This is a genomic window from Corynebacterium sp. KPL2825 (assembly GCF_037908445.1).
In the GTDB taxonomy this organism is placed as follows: domain Bacteria; phylum Actinomycetota; class Actinomycetes; order Mycobacteriales; family Mycobacteriaceae; genus Corynebacterium; species Corynebacterium kefirresidentii.
Genome location: NZ_JBBMGI010000012.1, coordinates 51,495 through 75,431, shown reverse-complemented (window position 1 = coordinate 75,431; position 23,937 = coordinate 51,495). Strand labels below are relative to the sequence as shown.

The window sequence follows — 23,937 nt, the reverse complement described above, 5'->3', positions numbered from 1 at the left end:
TGTGGGGGACATGCGTACCTTTCTTAACATCGTTTGGTTTATCACCGGCGGGTTCCTCCTAGCCCTTGCCTATTTCCTCTTTGGCATCATTGCCTGCATCTTCATCGTTACTATCCCAGCGGGCGTGGCGTCGTTCCGCATGGCTAATTTCGCCCTGTGGCCATTTGGCCGCTCGGTAGTGCAGCCAGTCAAGGGTAGTGGCTCCATGTCCACCTTCTCCAATGTCGTCTGGTTCGTCGTCGCCGGCCTGTGGCTGGCCATTGGTCACGTAACCACCGCGGCGGCACAGGTAGTGACCATCGTGGGCATCCCAGCCGCGCTGGCCAACCTGAAGATGATCCCGGTTACCTGCTTCCCGTTTGGCCGCCGAATTGTGAACTCGGAAGAGATTCCCTTCGGCTGGGAGCCGATGGTCAAACTTTAAGCGCCGGACCGCAGACAAAACAAGCACGTTCTGCCCAATTTCGTGCTGATTATGGGCAGAACGTGCTTGTTTTATAACGCCTTGGGGAGAAAGACCATAAAGCAGCCGCGCTATCCGCCCGCGGAAGGTTCGAAAGCGGGTTAACGCGGCTAAAAGTGGGCGTTTAGCGGTTGGAGCGGTACCAACCGATGAGCTCGTCGGTGGATTGGTCGCCGGATGCGGCCTCCTCCTTACCGGAGACAGCCGGCGCCAGGTCATTAGCCTGCTGCTTGCCCAGCTCCACGCCCCACTGGTCGAAGGAGTTGATATCCCAGATAACGCCCTGGGTGAACACGATGTGCTCGTAGAGCGCGATGAGCGCGCCGAGGGTCTGCGGGGTGAGTTCCTCGGCCAGGATGGTGGTGGTCGGGCGGTTGCCTGGCATGACCTTGTGCGGCACGACGTCTGCGTCAACGCCTTCGGCGGCGATTTCTTCTGCGGTCTTGCCAAAGGCCAGGACCTTGGTCTGGGCAAAGAAATTGCCCATGAGCAGATCATGCATGGAGCCGGAGCCATCGGCGGTGGGGAAGTCCTGCTTCGGGCGGGCAAACCCAATAAAGTCCGCCGGGATGAGGCGGGTGCCTTGGTGCATGAGCTGGAAGAAAGCGTGCTGGCCGTTGGTGCCTGGCTCGCCCCAGTAGATTTCGCCGGTGGACGGGACGGTGACCGCGGTGCCGTCGCGACGCACGGACTTACCGTTGGATTCCATGGTCAGCTGTTGCAGGTAGGCCGGGAAGCGGCCGAGGTCCTGCGAATAGGGCAGAACGGCGTGAGTCTGGGCGCCGAAGAAGTTGGTGTACCAGACACCAAGGAGGCCCATGAGTGCGGGGACGTTTTCTTCCAGCGGGGCGGTGCGGAAGTGCTCGTCCATGGCGTGGAAGCCTTCGAGGAAGCGCATGAAGTCCATCGGTCCAATGGTGCACATAAGAGACAGGCCGATGGCACAATCCACGGAGTAGCGGCCGCCAACCCAATTCCAAAACGGGAACATATTCTCGGTATCGATGCCGAATTCGGCTACCTTTTCCGCATTGGTAGATACGGCGACAAAGTGCTTGGCCACGGCGGATTCATCGCCATCGAATTGCTCGATGAGCCAGCGGCGCGCGGCGTGTGCGTTGGTCAGCGTCTCTTGGGTGGTGAAGGTCTTGGAGGCGATGATAAATAGGGTGGATTCGGCATCCAGGCCATCGAGGGTGGCGGCCATATCGGCGGGGTCGATGTTGGAAACGAACTCTGCGGAGATGCCAGCGACCTCGTAGGAGCGCAATGCCTTAGCTGCCATGGCCGGACCAAGGTCGGAGCCGCCGATGCCGATATTGACTACCTTTTTGATGGTGTGGCCGGTGTGTCCCAGCCAGGAGCCGGAGCGCAGCGCGGTGGCGAAGTCACGCATGCGGCCTAAGACCTCGTGGACATCGGCGGCAACGTCCTGGCCGTCAACAGTCAAGTCATCTTCGACCGGGACGCGCAGCGCGGTATGCAGCACTGCGCGATCCTCGGTGTTATTGATGTGCTCGCCGGCGAACATGGCATCGCGGCGGGACTCTAGATCGGCAGCCTTGGCTACTTCCACCAGCTGCTTGACGACGTCCCCGTCGATCAGGTTCTTCGACAGATCAACGTGCAAACCGGCGGCGTCGAAAGTGAAGTTGCGGGCGCGGTCTGCATCGGCGGCAAAAAGCTCGCGGAGGTTGAGATCCTTTTTGGTCTCATATGCCTTCGCGAGATCGCTCCACTGGGCAGATGCGGTGATATCCATGATGGTTGGCCTTTCTGGCAACTAGCGCATTGGCAACATTTACCTCTCCCACCGTAGTCCAGAAAGGGCAACCGCGTCGGGCCCTTCTAGAGGATGAGTGCGCCTGCCCAGCCGGCGATGAGCAGTGGAATATTGAAGTGGATAAAGGTGGGAATGACCGAGTCGCGGATATGGTCGTGCTGGCCATCCGCACCCAAGCCGGCAGTGGGGCCGAGGGTGGAATCGGACGCGGGAGAGCCGGCGTCGCCAAGCGCGCCTGCAGTGCCAATGAGAGCAACGGTGGCCGCGGGGCTAAAGCCTAGCGACATGCACAGCGGCACGTAGATAACGGAAATGATGGGCAAGGTGGAAAAAGACGAGCCGATGCCCATGGTGACTACCAAGCCCACCACCAGCATGGCACCGGCGGAAAGGACCTTATTGGTGCCAAAGAGGTTAGCGGTGGCATCCACCAGTGGGCCGACCTCATTGGTGGCCGTCATGACCGAGGCGAACCCCTGGGCGGTGATCATGATGAAGCCGATGAGCGCCATCATCTTCATGCCATTGGTGAAAACGTCATCGGCATGCTTCCAATCCACCGCGCCGGTCAGCAGCAAAATACCCAGGCCGGTCAGCGCGCCGACCATGAGGCCATCGGATTCGAAGTCGAGCGACTGCATGATAATCTGCACCGCAAAGGTGGCAATGATGGCCACGACGGAAACCCAGATCTTATAGGTAGAAGGGGTCTCTTGGTGCTCCGCAGCGGCGATGGGTAGGTCCTTATAGTCACGCGGCTTGCGGTAGCTAAAGAACATAGCGATGAGCAGGCCTGCGAGCATACCGAGCGCCGGCACACCCATAACCTGCATGATATTGATATCCGAGGTATCCAACCCTGCCTGCTGGATATTAAATAACAGGATGTCGTTTAAGTAGATGGAGCCAAAGCCCACCGGGATGAACATGTAGGTGGTAATAAGACCAAAGGTCAGGCAGGTGGTAATGAGCCGGCGGTCTAGGCGCAGCTTATTCATCACCTTAAGCAGCGGGGGAACGATTAGTGGAATGAAAGCAATGTGAACCGGGATGAGGTTTTGGCTCATCACGGACATGGCGATGAGGCCGAGGATGAGCATCCACTTTGTGGCTAGGGCCGCCTTGGGATCCGCTTCGCCGCTGCCGCCGAGCTTGCGAATGAGGAAGTTCGCCAGGATTTGCGGCAGCCCGGCCGAGGCCACGCCCATCGCAAAAGCGCCCAAGAGGGCATAGCTCAGCGCAATCTTGGCGCCGCCGCCCAAGCCATCTTGGAAGGCAACCATGGTGGCATCCAGTCCCATGCCGGACATGAGCCCGCCGACGATGGCGCCCAAAAAGAGAGCCACCACCACGTGCACGCGCACAAGGGCGAGCACGAGCATGACTATGACGGCGATGAGAACTGCATTCATGCTTAGCCAGGATACTGCATAGTATCGGCTGGCCAGTAATTATGCGGCTAGCCCAACCGCCCGCGGCCCATGCGCAGCAGCGCCGAGGCAATAGTGGGGCCTTCCTCGCCGAGTTCATCGCGGAACTGATTCAAAATTGCAATCTCGCGCGTGTGGACGAGGCGGGTGCCGCCGGAGCTCATGCGGGTGCGGCCGATGGCCTGGGAGACTTCCGTGCGGCGCTTGGCAGCATCCAGGATGATGCGGTCCATGCGGTTGATTTCTTCGCGATATTGTTGGATCTCCGCATCAGAAAGGGGATCATCCGTGCCTGAAGGCGTGCGGATATCCAAGCCATTATTGACGATGTCCTTTTTATCTTCTGCGGTCATAAAACCATATTGTGCCACCCGCTCGTGCAAAAGGAAATAGCAGCTCGCACGGCGGATACGGGGCGTGTCCGATGGGGCTAGTAGGTTGGTAGGCATTATGAACGAAAACTCTCCTTTTAGTCCTTCCCCGTCTACCGGCGGTGCACCCGCCCCCAGCCCCTTCGGTGGCTTCGGCGCACCGCGCGGGGCGAGCCCGCACCCCGAATCCCCTGATGCTTTGACAGAGGGCCTTAACCCACAGCAGCTTGAGGCCGTAACCCACTCTGGAAGCCCGCTGCTCATTGTGGCCGGCGCCGGTTCCGGAAAAACCGCCGTGCTTACCCGGCGTATTGCTTATCTCATGCGCCACCGCGGGGTGAATCCATGGGAGATCCTCGCCATTACCTTTACCAATAAAGCCGCCGCGGAAATGAAGGAGCGCGTGGGCGGGCTAGTGGGCCCTGTGGCTGAGCGCATGTGGGTATCTACCTTCCACTCCATCTGCGTGCGCATCTTGCGCCAAAACGCCCAGCTTGTGCCAGGCCTTAATACCAACTTCACCATCTACGATGGTGATGACGCCCGCCGGCTTTTGTCCATGATTGCCAAGGACATGCAGCTGGATCTGAAAAAGTACACCCCGCGCGTGCTAGCCAATCAGATTTCAAACCACAAAAACGAGCTCATTGGTCCCGAATCTGCGCTGGAGAAGACGCAGCAGACCAAGAACCCGTTTGAAACTACCGTGGCCCAGGTCTATGCCGAATATCAGCGCCGCCTGCGCGTAGCTAATGCGGTGGACTTTGATGACCTCATCGGTGAGGTGGTGCGGATCTTCACCCAGCACCAGCAGGTGGTGGAGTTTTATCGGCGGCGCTTTAAGCACGTGCTTATCGACGAGTACCAGGACACCAACCACGCCCAGTATGCGCTGGTTGCTGCGCTCGTGGGCAGGGGAGAGCTCGGCCCTGACGCGCCCGAGCTGTGTGTGGTGGGCGATTCCGACCAGTCCATTTATGCCTTCCGTGGTGCGACCATCCGCAATATCCAGGAATTCGAGCGCGACTACCCGCAAGCACATACCATCTTGCTGGAGCAGAACTATCGCTCCACCCAGACCATTCTCAATGCGGCCAACGCCGTTATTGCTAAAAATGAGAACCGACGCGAGAAGAACCTGTGGACCGCCCATGGCGAGGGCGAGCAGATCGTGGGCTACGTTGCCGATAACGAACACGATGAGGCACGGTTCATCGCCTCCGAGATTGATTCCTTGGCGGATAAGGGGCGCAGCTATTCCGATATCGCGGTCATGTACCGCACCAATAATGCCTCCCGTGCGCTGGAAGATATCTTCATCCGCTCCGGAATTCCCTACAAGGTGGTCGGTGGAACGCGCTTTTATGAGCGGCGTGAAATCCGCGATATGGTGGCCTACCTGCGCATCCTGGATAACCCGGATGATACGGTGAGCCTGCGCCGCATTATCAATGTGCCCAAGCGCGCCATTGGGGATAAAGCACAAGGGCACATTGCCCTCCATGCAGAAAACCACGGCATTAGCTTTGGCAAGGCGCTTGCCGATGTCCCTCGTGGCGAAGTGCCTGGCCTAGCCACCCGGGCCATTAACGCGGTCACCAAATTCAACGAGATGATGGAGGGCATCCGCAATCAGATCCCTTCCATGCGCGATGAGGTTACTGGCCAGCCGGATTTGGGTGAGCTGCTCACCGCCATTTTGGATGCCACGGGATACAAGGCGGAATTGGAAAACTCGAACGATCCGCAAGATGGCGCGCGCCTCGATAACTTGAATGAGTTGGTATCGGTGGCACGCGAATTTACCTCAGAGGCCGCGAACCAGCTGGCTGCTTCGGGTGCAGATGCAGTGGATCCTTCCGAGTTAGTGGAGGAGGGTGAGGCCGCGCCGGGCTCGCTGCAGGCCTTCTTGGAAAAGGTGTCGCTGGTGGCTGATGCTGATCAGATTCCTGACTCGGAGACTGGCGTGGTCACCATGATGACTCTGCACACCGCAAAGGGCCTCGAGTTCCCCGTGGTCTTTTTGACCGGCTGGGAGGATGGCCAATTCCCGCATATGCGCTCTCTCGGTGACCCGAAGGAGTTGAGCGAGGAGCGCCGCTTAGCCTATGTGGGCATTACTCGTGCCCGTGAACAGTTGTATCTCACCCGTGCCATCTTGCGCTCGGCTTGGGGCAACCCGGTGACTAATCCTGCCAGCCGCTTCCTCGGCGAGGTCCCTGCAGACCTCATCAACTGGCAGCGCGAAGACTCCGATAGTTCCCTAACCGGTGCGTGGGGTGAGGACGATTACCAATATGGTCGTTCCTACGGCCGCGACTGGTCTGGGTGGGGCAGAGGTGGGGCCCGCGGTGGCCAGTGCGCTGCGTCTTCCCCATCGCAACGCACTAGCAAGCCGGCGGCAACCTCAATGCCTAAGAACAATAACTTCAACCTGGCCGTGGGTGACCGTGTCAATCACGCTAAGTACGGGCTCGGTACCGTTATTGAGACGTCGGGCTCCGGTAAGCGTGCCACGGTCACCGTGGACTTTGGTTCTTCCGGTAAGGTCCGGCTGATGCTCATCGGCGGAGTGCCGATGGAAAAGCTCTAGACCGAAATGCCGCGCTCGTTGAACCAGGAGACTGGGTCAACGGGTGCTCCACCACCTGGGTGAATCTCAAAGTGGAGGTGCGGGCCCGTGGAGTGGCCCTCGTTGCCAATGCCGGCGATCTCTTGACCCGCGGTCACGTGGTCGCCCACATTTACCTTGAGCTGGTCTGCCGACATGTGGCCGTAGACGGAGATGGTGCCGTCATCGTGCTGGATGCGGATCCAGTTGCCAAAGCCCTGTGCTGGCCCGGAGTTGATGACGGTGCCGTCCATGACCGCCACAATCGGGGTGCCCACGGAGTTTGCTACGTCGATGCCGTTGTGCATGGTGCCCCAGCGCTGGCCGAAGCCGGAGGTAAGGGTGCCGGAGGTAGGAAAGACCACTGTATTGCCCGCGGAGTCCTTGCCGCGCTTCGTGGTGAGTCCAGAGTGATTTCCCTGGGGAGCGAATGCTTCTTTCAATCCCGGTACAGAACCCGGATCCAAGACGATATTTACTCCGCCGGATTCGTTTCCATCTACCTGCGGGGTAGCCTCGCCGTTGAGAACGCCTACGGTAGTGGTGGCCAAGCCCACGAGGGCGTCGACCACACCTGCGTCATCTACGTTCGTAGCGGTGGGCTCGGAAGAGCCGTCCGATACGTCCACGCTAGCCACTGGCTCTGCAGCAAAAGCGGTGGTGCCGGTAGCAAGTACGGTACCGAGCGTAACGATGCTCAGCGCCACGTTCTTGCGTGCGCGGTTCATGCGCTTCATATCTTAAGTCCTTTTCATGGCTTGCATGGTCTCGGGACGCTTGCGCCCTAGTGAGGGCGGCGTCTTGCAACTGCCAACCGCGACACGCCGAAAGCTGAAATGCTTGCGTTCGAAATCGCTCGTGGCGACGAGTTAAAAGTTAGCCCGCCTGAACGGCCCGCGCAATCTTAAAAAACGCTGGTAGCGGCGGAAAAAAATTCGAAATTATTCGAACATGCCAGCTTGTTGCGCGTGTTACGAATTTGACTAGAGTGGCGTGTGTGAAGTGTTGGTTTAGGGACTGGGGGTAGACTTTGGGGGTGGGTATGCCGCTCTGGAAATGGCGTGTTGCGTTCAAACCCAGTGATTAGCGGAAAATGTGTATTTACCTGCGACAAGGCTGAGCGCTGGACTTGCCTGTGCGGCGCAATTTGTGTCTAGGTCCGGTGGTGGAGCGCTTGTCTCGACGGGGCTTGCCATTTGTTGGAGGCGCAATGGGAAGGCTGCGACGCACTTGAGTCGTCTTGGGGAAGGTTGGCTGCAGCCGCGGTGGTCGGGAGCCGGCGCTGGTGTCTTTAGGGGCAATTGTGGACATGAAAAAGCGCCGCAGGAAAGCCACTGCGGCGCTTAACAAGAAGGTGTTTGGGTGGGAGCCTTAGAGGTCGATGCCTCGCTCAGCCAGCCAAGGCTGCGGATCGATTGCCTCGCCACCGTTCGGGTGAACTTCGAAGTGGAGGTGGGAGCCGGTGGAAAAGCCCATCGAGCCCATGCCGGCGATCTTCTGGCCGGCATGCACGTGCTCGCCAACGGCCACGTCAAGGGTCTGCATGTGACCATAAACGGTCATGGTGCCGTCGTCGTGCATGATGCGGATCCACTGGCCAAAGCCGGAAGCTGGACCGGAGTCGATGACCGTACCATCCATGACGGCAAGGATGGGGGTGCCGGGAGAGTTGGCGATGTCGACGCCCTTGTGGAAGGTGCCCCAGCGCATAGCGAATGGGGATGTGAATGCGCCCTCGGCTGGGCGGGCTACGGACGGTGCGCGAGCGGCTTCGTCAGCGGCGGCGCGCTCCTCGGAAGCCTGGATGGCCTTGTTGAGCTGATCGGATAGATCTGCAACCGGCTTTGCTTCAGCTACATTGAGGATCTGCGGAGTGGTATCAACGGGGGCCTCAGCAGCGTCCTCAACCTGGGTGGAATCAGAAGCGAGCTCGAAGTCAACGGACTGCGTCTTGGTAGTGGCCGCGTCATCAGACTGGATGTTTGCAGCGGCTGCGCCACCTACGCCGGCGGTGGATACGGCACCTGCCGCAACCGTCATTACGGCGATGCGGCCCTTCGCGGTCTGCGAGGTGACAATCTTGCGATGGCGACCGGCGCCACGCTGAACTTTGCTTCGCATTAGGTCTTCTTTCGTCTTTTTCACAATCTGCGCAATCTGAGTGTTACGTCCCCACCGAGTTAGTTACGAGATTGTGACCTTCTTGTTACCAACGAGATGTAACAGTAGCGTCTCGAAAAGATAACAGCAACCCAAATTAAGAAATTTTTAGGCGTTGCTCGAGGGAATTGCCCACGAGCAGGCAACATAATCCGAATGGCATATTATTACTGCGACCAAGATCCCACTCGGGCTGCGTGTGGGTCGTATAAAACCGATAACTTTCCATTCATGTTACTGTAGCCAGAGTTAAAGGTGTGAAACCGGGGTAGATTTTATACTCCTAATATATATGTGTGGTCAAGGTGCAGGGGTGTCGCCGGTGATTTTATGGCTACCTCGTCGCGCCACCCCAGATCTGCTGCCGGAAAGTGGCAAAGTGGACGCCGATGAACAAAAACACCAGCCCCCATTCTCGGTCAACGCCCCGCCCGCGTAGCCAGGCGCGGGGCAGGACGGTGCGCACGGAGCGCACCCCACGCGCGCCCCATCCCAGCGGGGCCCGCCAGCCCTCTGGATCGGCGCAACGTGTCGCCCGAAAGGCCGGATCTAAAGCCAAAGCGCGCCGTACTCCTGCGCCGCTGACTAGGGCCGGCCGCATCCGACGCATGCTTATCACGGCGGCAGTGCCCAACGTGGTCATTGTCCTTATCATTATGGCCATTGCCCTCGGTGGTCTTATGCTGGCCGGCTCACCCATGGCGTGGTGGTACACCATCGTGGCGGAGTCATGGATGGTCTTTAACCTCGCGCCAGTCTCGGCGGCCGAAGTGCACATGTCTTTCTTGCCCGCCTTACCCGCGCTCATCTTGGCTGCGGTCGTGGCAGTCCGCGTGCGTAACGCGGTTAAGCACAAGGTCAGCGTCAAAGACTTGCTTATTCTTCTTAGCTGCGTCCTTGGCGTGCCAGTGGTATTTACCATCATCGCCTGGCTGATGCTGTGGGACGCGGGCAAGGTCTATGATGTCTCCCCGCCAAACCTGGCACAGGCTTTGCTGCGGGTTATTGTTCTACATCTTGCTGCTATGGCAGCCGGCATGGGCTCGCGCTTGTGGCGGGCATTGGCCAAGCGTTATGGGGTGCCGCGCCAGATTGTCGACGCCACTCAGATCGCCCTTCGCTACCTCGGCTACCTAGCCATTGGTGCCGCCGTAGTCTTTGCGGTGGTTTTCCTCCTCAATATTTCTCGCCAGGGCGAGATGATGGATGAATATCCCACGGTCTCCGGTCTAGGTGTGGCCGGACTAGTGCTAGTGAGCCTGCTATACATTCCCAATGCCATCGTCAGCACCGCTGCGGTGGTGGTGGGCTCAGAGTTTTCCATCGGCGAAGGTTCGGTCAGCCTCTTTAGTGCCCACCTCGTGCCGTTGCCACCGCTGCCGATTACCGGTGGAATCCCGGCCTCCGCGCCTAGCTGGGCCGTAGTGCTTCTAGTTGTCCCGCTCGGCGCCGCAATCTACGCCCTATATAAAAAGCGGCCAAGCTTCCAGGACGTACTAGTAGCTACGGTGGCCTCCGCGGTAGTGATGTTTATTGCCTGCTACCTTGTCAGCGGCGACCTTGGCTACTACGGCGCCACCGGTCCGATTCTGTGGACCGCCGCAGGCCTAACCGCCCTGTGGATGGCCGTTGTCGGCAGCGCCGTTGCCGCAGGTTTTGCCTTTGTGGCATGGCGCGCGGCGCGCACGGCACGTGTCACGGCCCCTGATACTCCCGATTCGGATGCCGCTGAAGACGACGCCCCTGACGCAGCCGCGGATGGGGAAGAAGGCACCCCAGCTGAGGATGCGGCGAAGCAGCAGGAGGAACCGGAGGAATCTGAGAAACACGAGGAATCGGACGAACCTGAGGACGCTGAGGAGAAGAAAAGGGGCGTCGCCAAGCCGGTTAGCCAACAGCTCAAGGACCAAATGGGGGAGAGCGAGCAGGCTTCCTCGAGCGAAAATTCCTCCGCGGAAGGGGAGAGAGACTAGGCTATAGCGCGTGACTTCACCGATGCCTCCGCGCTATACCGCTGACCCTGAACGCCTCCGAGTGGTGGTGCTCGTTTCTGGAACGGGTTCACTGCTGCAAGCCATCGTGGATGCCCAAGCAGGGCACTACCAAGTGGTGAAGGTGGTGGCGGATAAGGAATGCCACGGTATTTCGCGCGCACAGGACCACGGGATCGATACCGAGGTCGTGGCGCTAGGTGCCGATCGCGCCGAATGGAATCAACGTCTGGTTGACGCAGTAGATGCTGCGCAGCCAGACGTTGTTGTTTCTGCGGGCTTTATGAAGATCCTGGGAAAGGAATTTCTTGACCGCTTCGAAGGCCGCACCATCAATACCCACCCGGCGCTGCTGCCAGCTTTCAAGGGAGCGCACGCCGTGCGCGACGCCCTAGACTATGGCGTGAAGATCACCGGCTCTACCGTCCATTTTGTGGATTCGGGAGTGGATACCGGACCCATCATCGCGCAGCGATCCGTAGCCATCATGGCGGACGATGATGAGTCCACTCTCCACGAGCGCATCAAACAAGTAGAGCGCGATCTCATCGTGGAGGTGCTGCGCGCAGCAGACGTCCACAATGAGGAACTTATTATTCAACTCGCAGACTAAGACTTTTCGAAAGGCTTAATCCTCCTCATGAGCGAAGACCGCAAGCAGGTAAAGCGCGCTCTTATCAGCGTGTACGACAAGACCGGGCTGGAGGATCTGGCCCGCGCCCTCGATAAGGCAGGCGTAGAAATCGTCTCCACCGGCTCCACCGCGAAGAAGATCGCGGACCTAGGCATCGAGGTCACTCCGGTAGAAAAGCTCACCGGCTTCCCAGAGTGCTTGGAAGGCCGCGTCAAGACGCTGCACCCGCGCGTTCACGCCGGCATCCTGGCCGATACCCGCAAGGAAGAACACCTCAACCAGCTCGCCGAGCTCGAGGTAGAGCCTTTCCAGCTCGTCGTGGTCAACCTGTACCCCTTCCGCGAGACCGTCGCTTCTGGCGCGGACTTCGATGGCTGCGTGGAACAGATCGATATCGGCGGCCCGTCTATGGTGCGCGCGGCCGCTAAGAATCACCCGTCTGTTGCCGTGGTAGTAGATCCCTCCCGTTATGACGAGGCTGTGGAGGCCATCAACAACGGGGGCTTTACTCTAGAGCAGCGCCGCGGCTTGGCCCGCGACGCCTTCCTGCATACCGCGGATTATGATGCGGCCGTCTCCGCCTGGTTTGTGGACCAGCTGAGCGAGGAAGGCCAAACCACCCCGCTGCGCTATGGCGAAAACTCCCACCAAAAGGCCACCATCACCCGCATCGGTTCTACGGGCCTTGCCAATGCCACCCAGTTCAACGGCAAGGAGATGAGCTACAACAACTACCAGGATGCGGATGCCGCCTGGCGCGCCGCTTGGGACCACGAGCGCCCCTGCGTTGCAATTATTAAGCACACCAATCCTTGTGGCATTGCCGTTTCTGAAGAGTCCATCGCCGCCGCCCACCGCGCGGCGCATGCGTGTGACCCGATGTCCGCCTTCGGCGGCGTCATCGCCGTCAACCGCGAGGTCACCGTGGAGATGGCCGAGCAGGTCAAGGAAATCTTTACCGAGGTCATCGTCGCTCCTTCCTACGAGGACGGCGCCATCGAAGTCCTCAAGGCCAAGAAGAACCTGCGCGTGCTGCAAGCAGAACACGAAGACCAGCACGAAGAGCGCAAGTACATCTCCGGCGGCGTGCTCACTCAAGAGCCAGATACCTACCAGGCCGAGGGCGATGACCCAGCAAACTGGACCCTGGCCGCAGGTGAGGCCCTCAACGAGTCCGATATGGCTGAGCTCGAGTTCGCCTGGCGCGCCGTGCGCGCGGTGAAATCTAATGCGATTTTGCTGGCTAAGGACAATGCCACTGTGGGCGTGGGCATGGGCCAGGTCAACCGCGTTGACTCTGCCAAGCTCGCCGTCGAGCGCGCCAATACCCTGGCCGATGGCGCCAACCGCACCAAGGGCTCTTTCGCAGCTTCCGACGCCTTCTTCCCATTCGCCGATGGCTTGCAGGTGCTTCTCGACGCCGGCGTGAAGGCCGTAGTCCAGCCCGGCGGCTCCATCCGTGACGAGGAAGTCATTGCAGCGGCCAAGGAAGCCGGCGTTACGCTGTACCTGACTGGCACCCGCCACTTCGCCCACTAGCCTAAGCTAGTTTTCATGACGTTCCCTATCCGCCGGGCCTGGGGCCCGGCAGCTGCCCTCAGCGCCTGCGCACTCTCCCTGGGCGCGTGCGCAAGCGCTGAGGATGCAGCGGATAATTCCCCTACTTTTGTCAATACCGAGGCACGCGGCACGGCCGATCCCTTGTACGGAGAGACCACGTCTGCAACGACTGCGTCCTCATCCGCAGCCCCTGCTGCCGAGCGCGCCCCGTCCGACTCCACGGAACCTCCGGTCGCAGCCCCTGCCGATGACGTTCAAGCCGTACTTGATCGCATTGTGGCAGAACACGGAAATGTGGGCATTGCGGTCTCCGATGGCACCTCTACCGTCGAGGCTGGGCGCACCGCTCCCGAAGCCGCGTGGTCAACCTCCAAGGTGCCCGTGCTTATTGCGGCGCATCGTACGGGTGTTGCCGATAGCCAGCTGGTGTCCTCTGCAATTACTTACTCCGATAACGAGGCCGCCAAGGCCGCGTGGGCAGCATTAGGGGAGCCGACCGTGGCCGCACACGCCGCCCAAAGCGTTATTGCGGAGGCAGGCGATACCGCCACCCAAGTCCAATCCCAGGTCACCCGCCCTGAATTTACGGCCTTTGGTCAAACCATGTGGAGCGTGGGCAACCAGGCTAAGTTTATGGCTGGGTTGCGCTGCGTGGCCGGAGCTCAGCCGATTATAGACGCCATGGGAGTCGCCGATCCTGCACAAAGCTATGGCCTACGCACCCAGCCGGGCGCCTTGATGAAGGGCGGCTGGGGGCCGAACCCCGCTGGTGCTTACGATGTGCGCCAGATGGGTATCGTCCGGTTGGGCGGGCACGATGTCGCCGTAGCATTAATTGCCTCGTCTCCTGATGGGCAGTACGCCTCCACCCAGGCGGTCCTTACATCCATTGCCGAAGACCTCGCTCAAGCCAATACGCAGTGGCCCAGCTCGGCCTGCTAAGTCCTAGCACTAGAAAGGAAAGCTAATGTCTTATCGCTCTCGCCTCCGCCCGCTTATCGCCGCGGGGTTCGTCCCACTCGTGGCCGCCAGCCTCGCGCTCAGCGGCTGCAGCAACGCCAAGGATGAAGCTGCCCCTAGCTTTAAAGGCCAGGGTAGTGGAATGACCACGGTCGACAACGCCGATAAAGAAGAGAAGAGTGGCGAGGAAACCACGGCTGCGCAAGAGACCGCAACGAAAGATGAGGAAACCCCCGAGGAGCCACCGGTAGTTACGGTCACGCAGACAGAAAAGCAGGAGTTACCTTCCTCTTCCGGCGGGGGTCAGAAGAGTGGTGTGGGTAACTACATTTCCAACTTCAACGAGTACGGATGGCTGGATGGCGGCTACGCCGACTGTCAGCGCTTTGAGCGTGCCTTGTTCGCCGGCTCTGGTCCCGACGGCAGGGTCATCATTTGTGAAACCGGCGGTGGAGTCAAATTCTATCGCTCGTCGATGTTTGATGGTCAGTTCCAAACGGACGACGTTACCCAAGACGGGAATAACTACTACGTCAATGCGGATCCCTCGATTATCGTGGTGACCCCGAGCGGCGTCAGCGTGCGCGAGGGAGGCGGATTGGCTGCCACGGGAGAGTTCACGGAGTCGTGGCAGCGCTAGTGAGGGGTTAGCGCGACTTCTTCTTGCGGTCGGCTGCTGCGGCGGCGGCCGCAGAGATGGAGTCGTTGCGATTCTTCAATAGCTCGAGGGTGGTTTCCTCGGCGTTATCGGGAACGGAGGCGCCGAGGACGGCTAAGGCGGCGTCGGCAAGCATGGCTGCAGTCTCTGGTACCGACTGGGAAGCATCGAACGGAGGGGTGCCGTTATTGGGGCGCATTTCGATGACGGATAGCGCAATGTGGAAGGGAAGCTCCACTCGGGGATCCTCCTCGCCCACAATGGCGGCGGCGGTAGAGCGGAAATGATTCTGCAGGCGGTCGCGCGATTCGTGGTATTCGGAAAACTCCGGAGAATTAGCCACCGGCAGTTGATATAGGCGTCCCACGTTCCAGCCGCTGGTGAGCAGTAGACGTGATTCCGCGGCGACCAAAGACCACAGGCGTTGAGCCGGATCGGCATCAGAGCCGGCCAACTCATCGGCCAACTCCAAGGATGGTTCGATGGTGGAATTGAGCAGCGTAAGGAAAATCTCCGTCTTGGACGGGAAATGGTAATACAGCGAGGCCTGGCGGATGCCAACCGCATCTGCAATCTGGTGCGTGGATGTAGTAGCAAACCCTTGAGTAGTGAAAAGCTCGGAGGAGGCGTCCAAGATCTCCTCTCGGGCGCTGTTTCCCCTGCGCCGCGGGCTGTGTTTACGCGGCCTACCGACAGTGCCTGCCATGCGGTGGGACGCCTCCTTTCACAAGAAGAAATTGCTTTTAATTACCAACTGTACAATCTTATGCCCGACTAGGTACTGCTTCCGAATCCGCACCTTAGGGACTATTTATATTCTTCTGTCTGCTGGGTAATGGACTCAAATACGGCCGAGACAATACGGCACGCCGAGCCATAAGCAGTGCGGTCCAACGGCGGAAGATCCCGCAGCGTGGCTGGGCGGTCACTGACGCGCTCGTACCAACGGCGCAACTCTAATGCATAGCCGGTACGCCACGCTAGATCCAAAGACTCTGCGTCGGTGGCGGTGAGGACAGCGCGCTCAACGCCAATCGCCAGGCGATCTACCGTCGGGCGAGGCCCCGGCGCTGCCCAGCGAGCGATAGCTGCAATGGGGGAGAGCAGTGTCGCCTTGATGTCCACAGCTGCATCTCGGTCCGGCAGGCCGTCCACCATTTTCAGAGTAGGCGGGCGCTTGGTCAAAGCTTCTTCCAGGAGTGCTTGTTCGCCGCCGTTTCCTAGGGGGAGGCCGGCATCGACGCGCGAGGCAATCGAATCGGCGGCCTCGTGAGCCTGGAGGCCGACATCAGAAAAGACTTCCTGGAGATCGGAGTCCTGGCCAATCCACTCCACAGGCATAGATGGCAGCTGGTCGCCCCGAGCGGCAGCACCGGTAAGGCGTACCGGTGAGTTGACCCCAGGGGAGCGAACGATATCTACCAACAAGTGGGAATACCAGTGAGCCAATTCAATCTCATTATCTTGGTGAGCGACCGCATTGCGCAAGATATCTTGGGCCTCTGCGAGCAGCCCGCGGGCCGTAGCGCGGGACTGGCAGTGCGGGGCAAGCTCGGAGAGATCGAGTAGGGATTGGTGTAGGGCCATTGCTCACTGCCTTTCACTAGTGCGAAGCCGGTGCTTCCCCCAGCGGCTGCGGGGCGCACGAATGCTTTAAATCTAACACCTTGGCCGCGTGGGCTGAATATCTGGGTGCAAAGGCGGGAGTAAGAGGGAGAAAACGACTATCGCCGCCTGCCCTCGAGGAGGGAGGCGGCGATAGTCTATGGATCTTTTACCGTGTCACACTTGCCAGCGGCAAAAGTGCGCTGTTGATACCCAGCTACTGTTTAGCGGGTGGTGAACGGCAGGAGAGCCATTTCGCGTGCGTTCTTGACTGCGGTAGCAACCTGACGCTGCTGCTGCGGGGTCAGACCGGTGACGCGACGGGAACGAATCTTGTGACGATCCGAGATGAACAGACGCAGAGTCTTGGTGTCCTTGTAGTCCACCTTCTCGATGCCCTCAGCCTTCAAAGGGTTCTTCTTCGGGCGACGGCTCTGCTCCATACGGAACTTCTTTTGGTTATTGCGCTTATTAGCCATTGTGCAATTACCCCTTTACCAGCTGGACTTACGAACGCCCGGCAGCTCACCACGGTGAGCCATGCCGCGCATACGGACACGGGACAGGCCGAACTTGCGGAGGTAACCGCGTGGGCGGCCATCGGCAGCGTCACGGTTACGTACGCGGGCTGGGGAAGCGTCACGAGGCTGGCGGTTCAGCTCGAACTGAGCCTCCAGGCGCTCCTCATCCGGGGTGTTCGGGTTCTTGATGATCTTCTTGAGCTCAGCGCGACGCTCCGCATAGCGGGCGACGATTTCCTTGCGCTGCTCGTTCTTAGCGATCTTGGACTTCTTAGCCATTGATTATCGCTCCTCGCGGAATTCGACGTGCTTGCGGGCAATCGGATCGAACTTCTTCAAGGTGATGCGATCCGGGTTGTTGCGCTTGTTCTTACGGGTCACGTAGGTGTAACCGGTGCCCGCAGTGGACTTCAGCTTAATGATTGGGCGGATATCGTTACGTGCCATACTTAAATCTTCTCCCCACGTGCGCGAATCTTAGCCACAACGGACTCGATGCCATCGCGGTCGATGATCTTCATGCCCTTGGTGGAAACATTCAGGGTGATGGTACGGCCCTCAGAGGGCAGGTAGTAGCGACGACGCTGCACGTTGGGGTTCCAACGGCGCGAAGTGCGGCGGTGCGAGTGCGAGACCTGCTTGCCGAATTCCGGCTTGCGGCCCGTTACCTGGCAAATAGCCGACATGGGTCTTCTTTCTCCTAGCCGCCCACATCATGGCTATGGACAATGAAACGCCGACTGCCGAGTGAGGGTGGCAGTGCTCAAAAGTGAGGTGTGAGCGGGTGCGGCGCCATCGTCGAACGCCAGTAGACGGGGCGTAAAACGTATATTTTGACAACAGCAAGGGAAAATCTTACAGCCTTGGGCGCGAATTACCTAATCGCTACCTTGCTGTGGTTAGTGGGGCTGTTTGTGGTTTTGGGGTGGCATTTGGCTGTGGCGTGCCGCCATGCGTAATACAAGAAACTGGTGTGAAATGAGTGGTCGGAGCGGGAAGGGGATTTCGCATCTGGGGTAGTTGACTGTAGGATAATTCAGGTTGTTGACCCGTGCCGCACGGCACGCGGTTAGCAGAGTGAAATTTGTACGTCCCAACTCGGGCACGATCCGCTCCATAAGTGGGTGGAACCGACCTGTAGTCCAACCCTGAGGGAATATATATGAAGAAAGATATTCACCCGGATTACCACCCGGTAGTCTTCCGTGATGCTGGTACCGGTCACTCCTTTTTGACTAAGTCCACCGCTTCCTCCGACCGCACCGTGGAGTGGGAAGATGGCAACGAGTACCCACTGATCGTTGTTGACGTTACCGCTGAGTCCCACCCGTTCTGGACTGGTGCACAGCGCGTTATGGATACCGCCGGCCGCGTCGAGCGCTTCAACCAGCGCTTCGGTGGCATGGCTCGCCGTAAGAAGAAGAACGCGTAAGGAGGAGAATAGAAAATGGCAACTCCTAAGTTTAAGAAGTCCCGTGCGAACACCCACGCACGTCGTTCCCAGTGGAAGGCTGACAACGTGGCCCTCCAGGAAGTCACCATCGACGGACAGACCGTCCGCATCCCGCGCCGCTTGGTCAAGGCTGCCAAGCTGGGCCTGGTTGACGTAGAGCAGTTCTAAGCTCGTTTCGCACTTTCCCCGTTCGCTCTCTGTAGGAGGGTTGAGCGGGGATTTTTGCTACCTTAAGTATTATTTGGGGGGCTATGGGGGTAAATATTTCTCATAACTTCATGAAGTTGCGTTTCATCAGTAATAATTAGGATCATGAAAATCCTTGTGGTGGATGATGAACAACCCGTCCGTGAATCGCTACGCCGTTCCCTACGTTTCAACGGCTACGATGTGCTGACTGCTAGCGACGGCTTAGAGGCAGTGGAGGCGGTGCGCTCTGAGAATCCAGAATTGCTGATTCTGGACGTCATGATGCCAAACATGGATGGACTTGAGGTGTGCCGCACCCTGCGTAGCGAAGGCTGGGACCGTCCGATTCTCGTGCTGACCGCGCGCGATGGCGTATCGGACCGCGTAGCTGGTCTCGATGCTGGCGCCGATGATTACTTGCCAAAGCCATTCGCACTGGAAGAGCTCTTGGCGCGCGTGCGTTCCTTGGTTCGCCGCGCTTCCGCAGATTCCATCGCTGCTGAGGCTCCGGTGGAGAGCAAGCTTAGCTTCGAAGACCTAGAACTCGACGCTGATACTCGTGAAGTAAGCCGCGGTGGCCGCTCAATTTCTTTGACGCGTACCGAATTTTCCCTACTGCAGCTCCTTATGGAAAATCCCCGCAAGGTGCTTTCTCGTAGCAAGATTCTGGAGGAGGTATGGGGCTATGATTTCCCTACCTCTGGCAATGCGCTCGAGGTCTATATTGGCTACCTACGTAAGAAGACGGAGGGAGACGGCGACTCGCGTCTTATCCACACTGTCCGTGGCGTTGGTTATGTCTTGAGGGAGTCTCATCCGTGATCTTAAGGAAGCCCGCTTCCCCTGCAGTGGCTTCCGGGAAAGCACAGCCCACACCTCTTACTGAGTTCTCTGAAAGTCAAGGGAGCTGGGCTTCACGGGCGCCACTGCGGTGGCGCCTTGCTACTGTTACTGGCCTTGTGGTGGCCGTAGCCGTTGCCGTAATGACCTTGGCAACGTACTGGGTAGTATCTATGTCCCTGACTGCCTCCGTAGATGACCGCTTGGAGGCCAAAGCGGATGCCTTGTTGCGCAAGAGCCAGGACCCGCGGTTTATCGACAACGTGGATCAGGAAATTGAAGAATTTAAGTCCTATAACCCTGATACGCGCGTTTCCTTATCGCCGCCCTCAACGAGCTTGTCCTATGGCGATACTATTCCCCTCGGTGGAGACTTCCATCGGACGGAAGACTATACAGACACCTCCGTGCGTACGGTCGGCGGCGAACGTGTTCTGGCCAAACGCCACGATCTAGGCTCTACCGTTATCGTTGCGCAATCTCTGGCTCCGACCCAAGAATTCATCGCCATCCTCGGCACAGTTTTGCTGATTATTGTTGCGCTTGGCATTTTGCTCGCCATCTTTGCTGGTCTCATCGTGTCCAAAACCGGCATGCAACCCATTGCGCGCTTGAAACGCGCAGTGGATTACGTGACGCAGACCAATGATCTGCGCCCCATCGAAGTATCCAATAATGACGAGATGGCTCAGCTGACCACATCCTTTAACCAGATGCTGGAAGCTCTGCAAGAGTCTCGGTCGCAGCAGGCCCAGTTCGTCGCCGATGCCGGGCACGAGCTGAAGACGCCGTTGACCTCAATGCGTACCAATATTGAGCTTTTGATGATGCTTAATCGCGCCGGTGGCGGCTTTGGCATGAGCGATGAGGACCGCAAGGACCTTGAAGATGACGTCATGTCCCAGATGAACGAACTCTCCACCTTGATTGGTGACCTCGTTGACTTGGCGCGTGAGGATGGCAACGAACGAGAACCGGAACCGGTGGACCTGTGCGAGGTCATGATGTCTTCCTTAGAGCGTGCCCGTCGCCGCCGCCCGGACGTGGAATTTCTGGTGCGCTTTATCCCGTGGGAGCTGGATGGTGACCCCTTCGCATTGGGCCGCGCTACGTTGAATCTGATGGACAATGCGGCTAAGTGGTCGCCGGCTACTGGCACGGTACGCGTGTCCATGGAACAGCTATCTTCCCACGAGGTGCGCTTGCGCTTTGATGACTCCGGTCCGGGCATTGCGCCGGAGGAGCGGGAGAAGGTTTTCGAGCGCTTCTACCGTTCGGCAGAGGCGCGTTCTATGCCTGGCTCTGGTTTGGGCCTGGCTATCGTGAAATCGGTGATTGAGCGCCACGACGGCACGATTAAGATCCGTGAGTCTAATGATGGTGGCACGCGCATGGAAGTAGTCCTGCCGGGCAAGCCCGTGTCCGGAGAAATCTTTGTCGATGGTTTGGCAGAACCGCATGAGGGGCAGCCGGGCGGCAATGAAGATTCCAGCGATCGCGGTGAAATCTTTGCTCAACGCTGGTTTAACCAAGGGTAGGCTGCGGCCTTTTATACTGGTGATCGCATACAGCTACCTTTCAGGAATTCCTAGTAGGTTGGCAGATCAGTAACAGTCTTGACTAAGCGAAGTGAGGCATAGTTTTCTCATGAACATGAGGAATGACGATTACCGCGGCTTTGATGGTTCCTTCCCGGAGGGAGCGTCCCAAGAAGGGCCGGGTAAGGCCGAGCCGGTACACGGTGGTCCGAACTTTGGAGACATCGGGCAGCCAAACCCAAACGCTGGCACCGCCGGCCCCTATAGCAGCGACGCCGACGCGCAGGAATATGGGACTGGCTCGTATTCACAAGGCTGGAATCAACCACGCGGCGGTGCAGAAGGAGCTGATCCCAGCGCGCTAGGTTCACAGGCGCCGTACCCGCAGGGCCCGCAGACCCAAAGCTTTAATACTCAGGGCCAGGAAGGTCCGATGGTCACCCCGCTGCCCCCGCAACCGGAACAAAAGAAAAAGATTGGCCTCGGCGCCGCAACTGCCTTGGCTGCCGTAGCCGCAATCGCCGCGGGTTCAATCGCTGGAGCCGTGGTCGGTATGAATTCTGGGGGAGGCAACAACGATACGTCAGTGGTCAATGAGGCGCTCAAGGCCCAGCCGGCCAATAACAGCACCGGCAAAGAACCAGAAAAGGGCTCCGTTGAAGAGGTAGCCTCCAAGGTTTTGCCGGCGGTGGTTTCTATCCAGACGATGACCCGGACGGGCGGGGCAGAAGGCTCCGGTTCCGTTATCTCCCCGGACGGCTACGTGCTGACCAATTACCACGTGGTTGCAGGCGCTGAGCACGGCGGCATGATGCAGGTGACCATGAACGACGGCAGCAAGCATGATGCTGACGTGGTGGCTTCCGATGCGAATACTGACGTGGCCATTGTGAAGATAAAGGATGTCAAAGACCTGCCGTTCTTGCAGTTCGGTGATTCTGATTCCGTCGCCGTGGGACAGGAGGTTGTGGCCGTGGGCTCTCCTCTGGGCCTTAATGCGACCGTGACTTCCGGTATCGTTTCTGCCAAAAACCGCCCAGTGCGCGCCTCCCAAGAAGGCGGCGAGTCTTCCTTGATTGACGCCATTCAGACTGATGCCGCGGTCAACCCGGGCAACTCCGGCGGTCCACTGGTGGACCGGGACGGAAATATCGTGGGCATGAACTCCATGATTGCTTCGCTGTCCAGTAATTCCACCGGGGAGGGCGGATCCATCGGACTGGGCTTCGCCATCCCGTCGAACTTTGCCAAGCGCATGGCGGACGAGCTCATTAATGATGGCAAGGTCACTCACCCGACCCTAGGCGTGAAGGTGCTGGCGCGTGACGACGGCAATGGTGCCCGTATCGCCGGGGTTGAGCCAGGTGGCCCAGCAGATAAGGCGGGCCTGAAGGAAGGTGACATCGTCACCCGCGTCAATGATCGCTTGATCGAGAATGCCGATGCCCTGATTGCGGCGGCGCGGTCGCAAGATTTTGGCGCGACAGTGACCTTGGAGGTTACACGCGAAGACTCGGATGAGTCTCGTCAGGTAGAGGTAACCCTCTCAGGCGAGTAAATTACTGTGCAAGACCTCATTAGGTGCTGAATGCACCGTACCTCACACCGCCGAAAGGCCCTACTGCCTTAAATTAAGGAGAATAATGCCAGATTTGCAGCAGGACTTGACCGACTCCGCGCAACCGGAAGGCGAAGGCAAGCACGATTCCTTGATGGATGTTGCCGAACCCGATGATGCCTTCCTGCTAGCGAGCGAGCAGGAGGATAGCCTAGCCGCGCCACGCCGTGCTCTCATCGTTATTGTCACTGATCACCCTGGGGAGCAATCCGATAGCACCTCTCAGTTGGTCAGTGAGTTGCTCGCGGAAGCTAACTTCCGTGTCGATGGCGCCATCGTGGTGCGTTCCAAGAAGTCCAAGATTCGCCAGGCCATTGAGACCGCCGTGGTCGGTGGCGTGGATTTGGTGCTGACCGTAGGCGGCACCGGTGTAGGCCCGCGCGACAAGACCCCGGAGGCTACCCGCTCCGTCATTGACAAGATGGTTCCGGGCGTGGCCCAGGCGCTGCGTTCTTCCGGTCAAGCCTGTGGCGCGGTGGATGCTTGCACGTCCCGCGGCTTGTCGGGCGTTTCTGGTTCGACTGTAGTGGTCAACCTTGCCTCGTCGCGCGCTGCGGTTCGCGATGGCATGGCTACCTTGGCACCGCTGGTGCACCACCTCATTGAGCAGCTGCAACAATCCAGCGTTCAGTAATCACAAGGCATAGTCTATGACGTTCCGGAAAAATCGTCGGAGAGTCTTCCGTCAATCGGAAGCTGCCGATTATGACCGTAGTGCTGATAAGCCCGGCACATCGGCTGCCCACGGGGTCGATGAGGATCGAATTGTTAACGTTGATGACGCGGAATCGGCCACCGCAGCAGAAGGGGAGTCTGGTCAGCGCGATGAGCAGTTCTACCGCGAGAACCAGCCCCCACACTATGGCGGCTAGTGCGAAGGAGAAGAGTGCAATCACGCACTCAGTAAAGGGATAGATAAAAGCCCGCGGTTCCTACTTCCTCGGAAGCGAAACCGCGGGCTTTGTGCTGCGAACAGCGACAGGCGTATAGCGAAAGGCTACTTGGCCTGGTGGCGGCCGCCGCCGGTGGAACCGTAGTCTGCGTCCTCTGCGGCGTGGGAGGAACGGCTAGTGCCGGTTCCCGGGATGTCCGTATCGGAGACATTCTGGGCTTCGAGCAGATCGCGGATTTCTGCCAGGAGCTCCTCGGAGGTTGGGGCGGGAGCCTCAGGGTCGACACCGTGGCGGCGCTTAGCGGCCTCGGTGAGCTTATTAATCGGCATCACGATGAGGAAGTAGACTACTGCGGCGATAATGAGGAAGTTGATCGCCGCGGAGATGACGGCGCCGAAGTCCACAAAGGTGTTTTTCGCCTCCGTGATCTGGAAGCCAACGGCCCCAACCTCGGCGGAGCCGAGGGAGTTAATGATCGGCTGGATAATAGAATCCGTAATGGATTTGACGATTGCGGTAAAGGCAGAACCGATGATGACTGCGGTGGCAAGTTCGATGACGTTGCCACGCATGATGAAGTCTTTGAAGCCCTTGAGCATGGTGATAAGCACCAACCTTTCTGGGAATAACTAACGGTAGGTAAAAACCATGGACACTGC

Annotated in this window: 27 protein-coding genes; 14 read left to right on the top strand and 13 right to left on the bottom strand. The window is 58.9% G+C overall.

Annotated features, from left to right (window positions below):
- Nucleotides 1–10 precede the first annotated feature (10 nt).
- Entirely contained in the window at nucleotides 11–424 is a 414-nt protein-coding gene (locus tag WMQ00_RS10045) for a YccF domain-containing protein (protein ID WP_023021991.1), read from the top strand.
- A gap of 163 nt (nucleotides 425–587) precedes the next feature.
- On the opposite strand, the gene pgi is transcribed toward WMQ00_RS10045, so the two are convergent.
- The 3 genes from pgi to WMQ00_RS10030 form a co-directional block, all read right to left on the bottom strand.
- Complete coding sequence (pgi, locus tag WMQ00_RS10040; protein WP_340440998.1) at nucleotides 588–2,225, bottom strand: glucose-6-phosphate isomerase; 1,638 nt, start codon at nucleotides 2,223–2,225, stop codon at nucleotides 588–590.
- Between the two features lie 86 nt (nucleotides 2,226–2,311).
- Nucleotides 2,312–3,658, bottom strand: a complete 1,347-nt coding sequence (locus WMQ00_RS10035; protein ID WP_340440997.1) for a Na+/H+ antiporter family protein — start codon at nucleotides 3,656–3,658, stop codon at nucleotides 2,312–2,314.
- A 47-nt stretch (nucleotides 3,659–3,705) separates the two neighbouring features.
- A complete protein-coding gene (locus tag WMQ00_RS10030) occupies nucleotides 3,706–4,029 on the bottom strand; it encodes a chorismate mutase (protein ID WP_086588683.1) in 324 nt (107 codons plus the stop codon).
- A gap of 97 nt (nucleotides 4,030–4,126) precedes the next feature.
- Here WMQ00_RS10030 and pcrA point away from each other — a divergent pair, with 97 nt between their 5' ends.
- On the top strand, nucleotides 4,127–6,640 hold the full coding sequence (pcrA, locus tag WMQ00_RS10025; RefSeq protein WP_340440996.1) for a DNA helicase PcrA: 2,514 nt from the start codon (nucleotides 4,127–4,129) through the stop codon (nucleotides 6,638–6,640).
- Here pcrA and WMQ00_RS10020 read toward each other — a convergent pair.
- The 3 genes from WMQ00_RS10020 to WMQ00_RS10010 all read right to left on the bottom strand — a co-directional run bounded on the left by WMQ00_RS10020 (nucleotide 6,637) and on the right by WMQ00_RS10010 (nucleotide 9,377).
- Nucleotides 6,637–7,395 carry a M23 family metallopeptidase gene (locus WMQ00_RS10020; RefSeq protein ID WP_023021986.1) on the bottom strand — a complete coding sequence of 253 codons (759 nt, stop codon included), beginning with the start codon at nucleotides 7,393–7,395 and terminating at the stop codon, nucleotides 6,637–6,639. The two genes, pcrA and WMQ00_RS10020, sit on opposite strands and share 4 nt — an antisense overlap.
- A gap of 634 nt (nucleotides 7,396–8,029) precedes the next feature.
- Entirely contained in the window at nucleotides 8,030–8,779 is a 750-nt protein-coding gene (locus tag WMQ00_RS10015; RefSeq protein WP_023021985.1) for a M23 family metallopeptidase, read from the bottom strand.
- A 373-nt stretch (nucleotides 8,780–9,152) separates the two neighbouring features.
- The gene (locus tag WMQ00_RS10010; RefSeq protein WP_167371308.1) at nucleotides 9,153–9,377 is read right to left on the bottom strand and encodes a hypothetical protein; all 225 of its coding nucleotides are present in this window, start codon (nucleotides 9,375–9,377) and stop codon (nucleotides 9,153–9,155) included.
- 49 nt (nucleotides 9,378–9,426) lie between these two features.
- Between WMQ00_RS10010 and WMQ00_RS10005 the strand changes: the two genes are divergently transcribed.
- From WMQ00_RS10005 to WMQ00_RS09985, 5 genes are read left to right on the top strand one after another with little or no spacing between them, the layout of a single operon-like run.
- Nucleotides 9,427–10,791 (top strand): cell division protein PerM, encoded by a 1,365-nt coding sequence (locus WMQ00_RS10005; RefSeq protein ID WP_340440995.1) that lies wholly within the window; start codon nucleotides 9,427–9,429, stop codon nucleotides 10,789–10,791.
- A 22-nt stretch (nucleotides 10,792–10,813) separates the two neighbouring features.
- A complete protein-coding gene (gene purN / locus WMQ00_RS10000) occupies nucleotides 10,814–11,422 on the top strand; it encodes a phosphoribosylglycinamide formyltransferase (RefSeq protein WP_023021983.1) in 609 nt (202 codons plus the stop codon).
- A 27-nt stretch (nucleotides 11,423–11,449) separates the two neighbouring features.
- Nucleotides 11,450–12,982 carry a bifunctional phosphoribosylaminoimidazolecarboxamide formyltransferase/IMP cyclohydrolase gene (gene purH, locus WMQ00_RS09995; RefSeq protein ID WP_023021982.1) on the top strand — a complete coding sequence of 511 codons (1,533 nt, stop codon included), beginning with the start codon at nucleotides 11,450–11,452 and terminating at the stop codon, nucleotides 12,980–12,982.
- 15 nt (nucleotides 12,983–12,997) lie between these two features.
- A complete protein-coding gene (locus WMQ00_RS09990; RefSeq protein ID WP_200287942.1) occupies nucleotides 12,998–13,945 on the top strand; it encodes a hypothetical protein in 948 nt (315 codons plus the stop codon).
- Between the two features lie 25 nt (nucleotides 13,946–13,970).
- Nucleotides 13,971–14,603 carry a hypothetical protein gene (locus WMQ00_RS09985; RefSeq protein WP_023021980.1) on the top strand — a complete coding sequence of 211 codons (633 nt, stop codon included), beginning with the start codon at nucleotides 13,971–13,973 and terminating at the stop codon, nucleotides 14,601–14,603.
- A gap of 7 nt (nucleotides 14,604–14,610) precedes the next feature.
- Here WMQ00_RS09985 and WMQ00_RS09980 read toward each other — a convergent pair whose 3' ends face one another.
- From WMQ00_RS09980 to rpmB, 6 genes are all read right to left on the bottom strand, one after another.
- Nucleotides 14,611–15,327 (bottom strand): TetR/AcrR family transcriptional regulator, encoded by a 717-nt coding sequence (locus WMQ00_RS09980; protein WP_340440994.1) that lies wholly within the window; start codon nucleotides 15,325–15,327, stop codon nucleotides 14,611–14,613.
- Between the two features lie 101 nt (nucleotides 15,328–15,428).
- Nucleotides 15,429–16,208, bottom strand: a complete 780-nt coding sequence (locus WMQ00_RS09975) for a putative nucleotidyltransferase substrate binding domain-containing protein (protein ID WP_023021978.1) — start codon at nucleotides 16,206–16,208, stop codon at nucleotides 15,429–15,431.
- A gap of 242 nt (nucleotides 16,209–16,450) precedes the next feature.
- The gene (gene rpsR, locus WMQ00_RS09970; RefSeq protein WP_005279904.1) at nucleotides 16,451–16,705 is read right to left on the bottom strand and encodes a 30S ribosomal protein S18; all 255 of its coding nucleotides are present in this window, start codon (nucleotides 16,703–16,705) and stop codon (nucleotides 16,451–16,453) included.
- Between the two features lie 15 nt (nucleotides 16,706–16,720).
- Complete coding sequence (gene rpsN, locus WMQ00_RS09965) at nucleotides 16,721–17,026, bottom strand: 30S ribosomal protein S14 (RefSeq protein ID WP_005279906.1); 306 nt, start codon at nucleotides 17,024–17,026, stop codon at nucleotides 16,721–16,723.
- A gap of 3 nt (nucleotides 17,027–17,029) precedes the next feature.
- Nucleotides 17,030–17,194, bottom strand: coding sequence for a 50S ribosomal protein L33 (gene rpmG / locus WMQ00_RS09960; protein WP_005279910.1), 165 nt, complete (start codon nucleotides 17,192–17,194; stop codon nucleotides 17,030–17,032).
- A 2-nt stretch (nucleotides 17,195–17,196) separates the two neighbouring features.
- Nucleotides 17,197–17,433 (bottom strand): 50S ribosomal protein L28, encoded by a 237-nt coding sequence (gene rpmB / locus WMQ00_RS09955; protein WP_005279911.1) that lies wholly within the window; start codon nucleotides 17,431–17,433, stop codon nucleotides 17,197–17,199.
- A 476-nt stretch (nucleotides 17,434–17,909) separates the two neighbouring features.
- On the opposite strand from rpmB, the gene WMQ00_RS09950 reads away from it, so the two are divergent.
- The 7 genes from WMQ00_RS09950 (at nucleotide 17,910) to WMQ00_RS09920 (ending at nucleotide 23,257) form a co-directional block, all read left to right on the top strand.
- Entirely contained in the window at nucleotides 17,910–18,179 is a 270-nt protein-coding gene (locus tag WMQ00_RS09950) for a type B 50S ribosomal protein L31 (RefSeq protein WP_005323793.1), read from the top strand.
- 15 nt (nucleotides 18,180–18,194) lie between these two features.
- Nucleotides 18,195–18,368: a 50S ribosomal protein L32 gene (gene rpmF / locus WMQ00_RS09945; protein WP_005279913.1), complete on the top strand. Its 174-nt coding sequence runs from the start codon at nucleotides 18,195–18,197 to the stop codon at nucleotides 18,366–18,368.
- A 144-nt stretch (nucleotides 18,369–18,512) separates the two neighbouring features.
- The gene (locus WMQ00_RS09940) at nucleotides 18,513–19,211 is read left to right on the top strand and encodes a response regulator transcription factor (protein WP_023021977.1); all 699 of its coding nucleotides are present in this window, start codon (nucleotides 18,513–18,515) and stop codon (nucleotides 19,209–19,211) included.
- Nucleotides 19,208–20,767: a HAMP domain-containing sensor histidine kinase gene (locus tag WMQ00_RS09935; RefSeq protein WP_023021976.1), complete on the top strand. Its 1,560-nt coding sequence runs from the start codon at nucleotides 19,208–19,210 to the stop codon at nucleotides 20,765–20,767. The genes WMQ00_RS09940 and WMQ00_RS09935 overlap by 4 nt, the downstream gene beginning before the upstream one ends.
- A gap of 109 nt (nucleotides 20,768–20,876) precedes the next feature.
- On the top strand, nucleotides 20,877–22,325 hold the full coding sequence (locus WMQ00_RS09930; protein WP_200287938.1) for a S1C family serine protease: 1,449 nt from the start codon (nucleotides 20,877–20,879) through the stop codon (nucleotides 22,323–22,325).
- A gap of 85 nt (nucleotides 22,326–22,410) precedes the next feature.
- Entirely contained in the window at nucleotides 22,411–23,019 is a 609-nt protein-coding gene (locus tag WMQ00_RS09925) for a MogA/MoaB family molybdenum cofactor biosynthesis protein (protein ID WP_023021974.1), read from the top strand.
- Between the two features lie 16 nt (nucleotides 23,020–23,035).
- Complete coding sequence (locus tag WMQ00_RS09920) at nucleotides 23,036–23,257, top strand: hypothetical protein (RefSeq protein ID WP_023021973.1); 222 nt, start codon at nucleotides 23,036–23,038, stop codon at nucleotides 23,255–23,257.
- Nucleotides 23,258–23,382: 125 nt separating this feature from the next.
- Here WMQ00_RS09920 and mscL read toward each other — a convergent pair whose 3' ends face one another.
- A complete protein-coding gene (mscL, locus tag WMQ00_RS09915; RefSeq protein ID WP_023021972.1) occupies nucleotides 23,383–23,877 on the bottom strand; it encodes a large-conductance mechanosensitive channel protein MscL in 495 nt (164 codons plus the stop codon).
- Nucleotides 23,878–23,937: the final 60 nt, after the last annotated feature.

Bases quoted from the DNA above. Each gene is read 5' to 3' on its own strand.
- WMQ00_RS10045 (WP_023021991.1), top strand. From the start codon at position 11: ATGCGTACCTTTCTTAACATCGTTTGGTTTATCACCGGCGGGTTCCTC.
- pgi (WP_340440998.1), bottom strand. From the start codon at position 2,225: ATGGATATCACCGCATCTGCCCAGTGGAGCGATCTCGCGAAGGCATAT.
- WMQ00_RS10035 (WP_340440997.1), bottom strand. From the start codon at position 3,658: ATGAATGCAGTTCTCATCGCCGTCATAGTCATGCTCGTGCTCGCCCTT.
- WMQ00_RS10030 (WP_086588683.1), bottom strand. From the start codon at position 4,029: ATGACCGCAGAAGATAAAAAGGACATCGTCAATAATGGCTTGGATATC.
- pcrA (WP_340440996.1), top strand. From the start codon at position 4,127: ATGAACGAAAACTCTCCTTTTAGTCCTTCCCCGTCTACCGGCGGTGCA.
- WMQ00_RS10020 (WP_023021986.1), bottom strand. From the start codon at position 7,395: ATGAAGCGCATGAACCGCGCACGCAAGAACGTGGCGCTGAGCATCGTT.
- WMQ00_RS10015 (WP_023021985.1), bottom strand. From the start codon at position 8,779: ATGCGAAGCAAAGTTCAGCGTGGCGCCGGTCGCCATCGCAAGATTGTC.
- WMQ00_RS10005 (WP_340440995.1), top strand. From the start codon at position 9,427: ATGCTTATCACGGCGGCAGTGCCCAACGTGGTCATTGTCCTTATCATT.
- purN (WP_023021983.1), top strand. From the start codon at position 10,814: ATGCCTCCGCGCTATACCGCTGACCCTGAACGCCTCCGAGTGGTGGTG.
- purH (WP_023021982.1), top strand. From the start codon at position 11,450: ATGAGCGAAGACCGCAAGCAGGTAAAGCGCGCTCTTATCAGCGTGTAC.
- WMQ00_RS09990 (WP_200287942.1), top strand. From the start codon at position 12,998: ATGACGTTCCCTATCCGCCGGGCCTGGGGCCCGGCAGCTGCCCTCAGC.
- WMQ00_RS09985 (WP_023021980.1), top strand. From the start codon at position 13,971: ATGTCTTATCGCTCTCGCCTCCGCCCGCTTATCGCCGCGGGGTTCGTC.
- WMQ00_RS09980 (WP_340440994.1), bottom strand. From the start codon at position 15,327: ATGGCAGGCACTGTCGGTAGGCCGCGTAAACACAGCCCGCGGCGCAGG.
- WMQ00_RS09975 (WP_023021978.1), bottom strand. From the start codon at position 16,208: ATGGCCCTACACCAATCCCTACTCGATCTCTCCGAGCTTGCCCCGCAC.
- rpsR (WP_005279904.1), bottom strand. From the start codon at position 16,705: ATGGCTAATAAGCGCAATAACCAAAAGAAGTTCCGTATGGAGCAGAGC.
- rpsN (WP_005279906.1), bottom strand. From the start codon at position 17,026: ATGGCTAAGAAGTCCAAGATCGCTAAGAACGAGCAGCGCAAGGAAATC.
- rpmG (WP_005279910.1), bottom strand. From the start codon at position 17,194: ATGGCACGTAACGATATCCGCCCAATCATTAAGCTGAAGTCCACTGCG.
- rpmB (WP_005279911.1), bottom strand. From the start codon at position 17,433: ATGTCGGCTATTTGCCAGGTAACGGGCCGCAAGCCGGAATTCGGCAAG.
- WMQ00_RS09950 (WP_005323793.1), top strand. From the start codon at position 17,910: ATGAAGAAAGATATTCACCCGGATTACCACCCGGTAGTCTTCCGTGAT.
- rpmF (WP_005279913.1), top strand. From the start codon at position 18,195: ATGGCAACTCCTAAGTTTAAGAAGTCCCGTGCGAACACCCACGCACGT.
- WMQ00_RS09940 (WP_023021977.1), top strand. From the start codon at position 18,513: ATGAAAATCCTTGTGGTGGATGATGAACAACCCGTCCGTGAATCGCTA.
- WMQ00_RS09930 (WP_200287938.1), top strand. From the start codon at position 20,877: ATGAACATGAGGAATGACGATTACCGCGGCTTTGATGGTTCCTTCCCG.
- WMQ00_RS09925 (WP_023021974.1), top strand. From the start codon at position 22,411: ATGCCAGATTTGCAGCAGGACTTGACCGACTCCGCGCAACCGGAAGGC.
- WMQ00_RS09920 (WP_023021973.1), top strand. From the start codon at position 23,036: ATGACGTTCCGGAAAAATCGTCGGAGAGTCTTCCGTCAATCGGAAGCT.
- mscL (WP_023021972.1), bottom strand. From the start codon at position 23,877: ATGCTCAAGGGCTTCAAAGACTTCATCATGCGTGGCAACGTCATCGAA.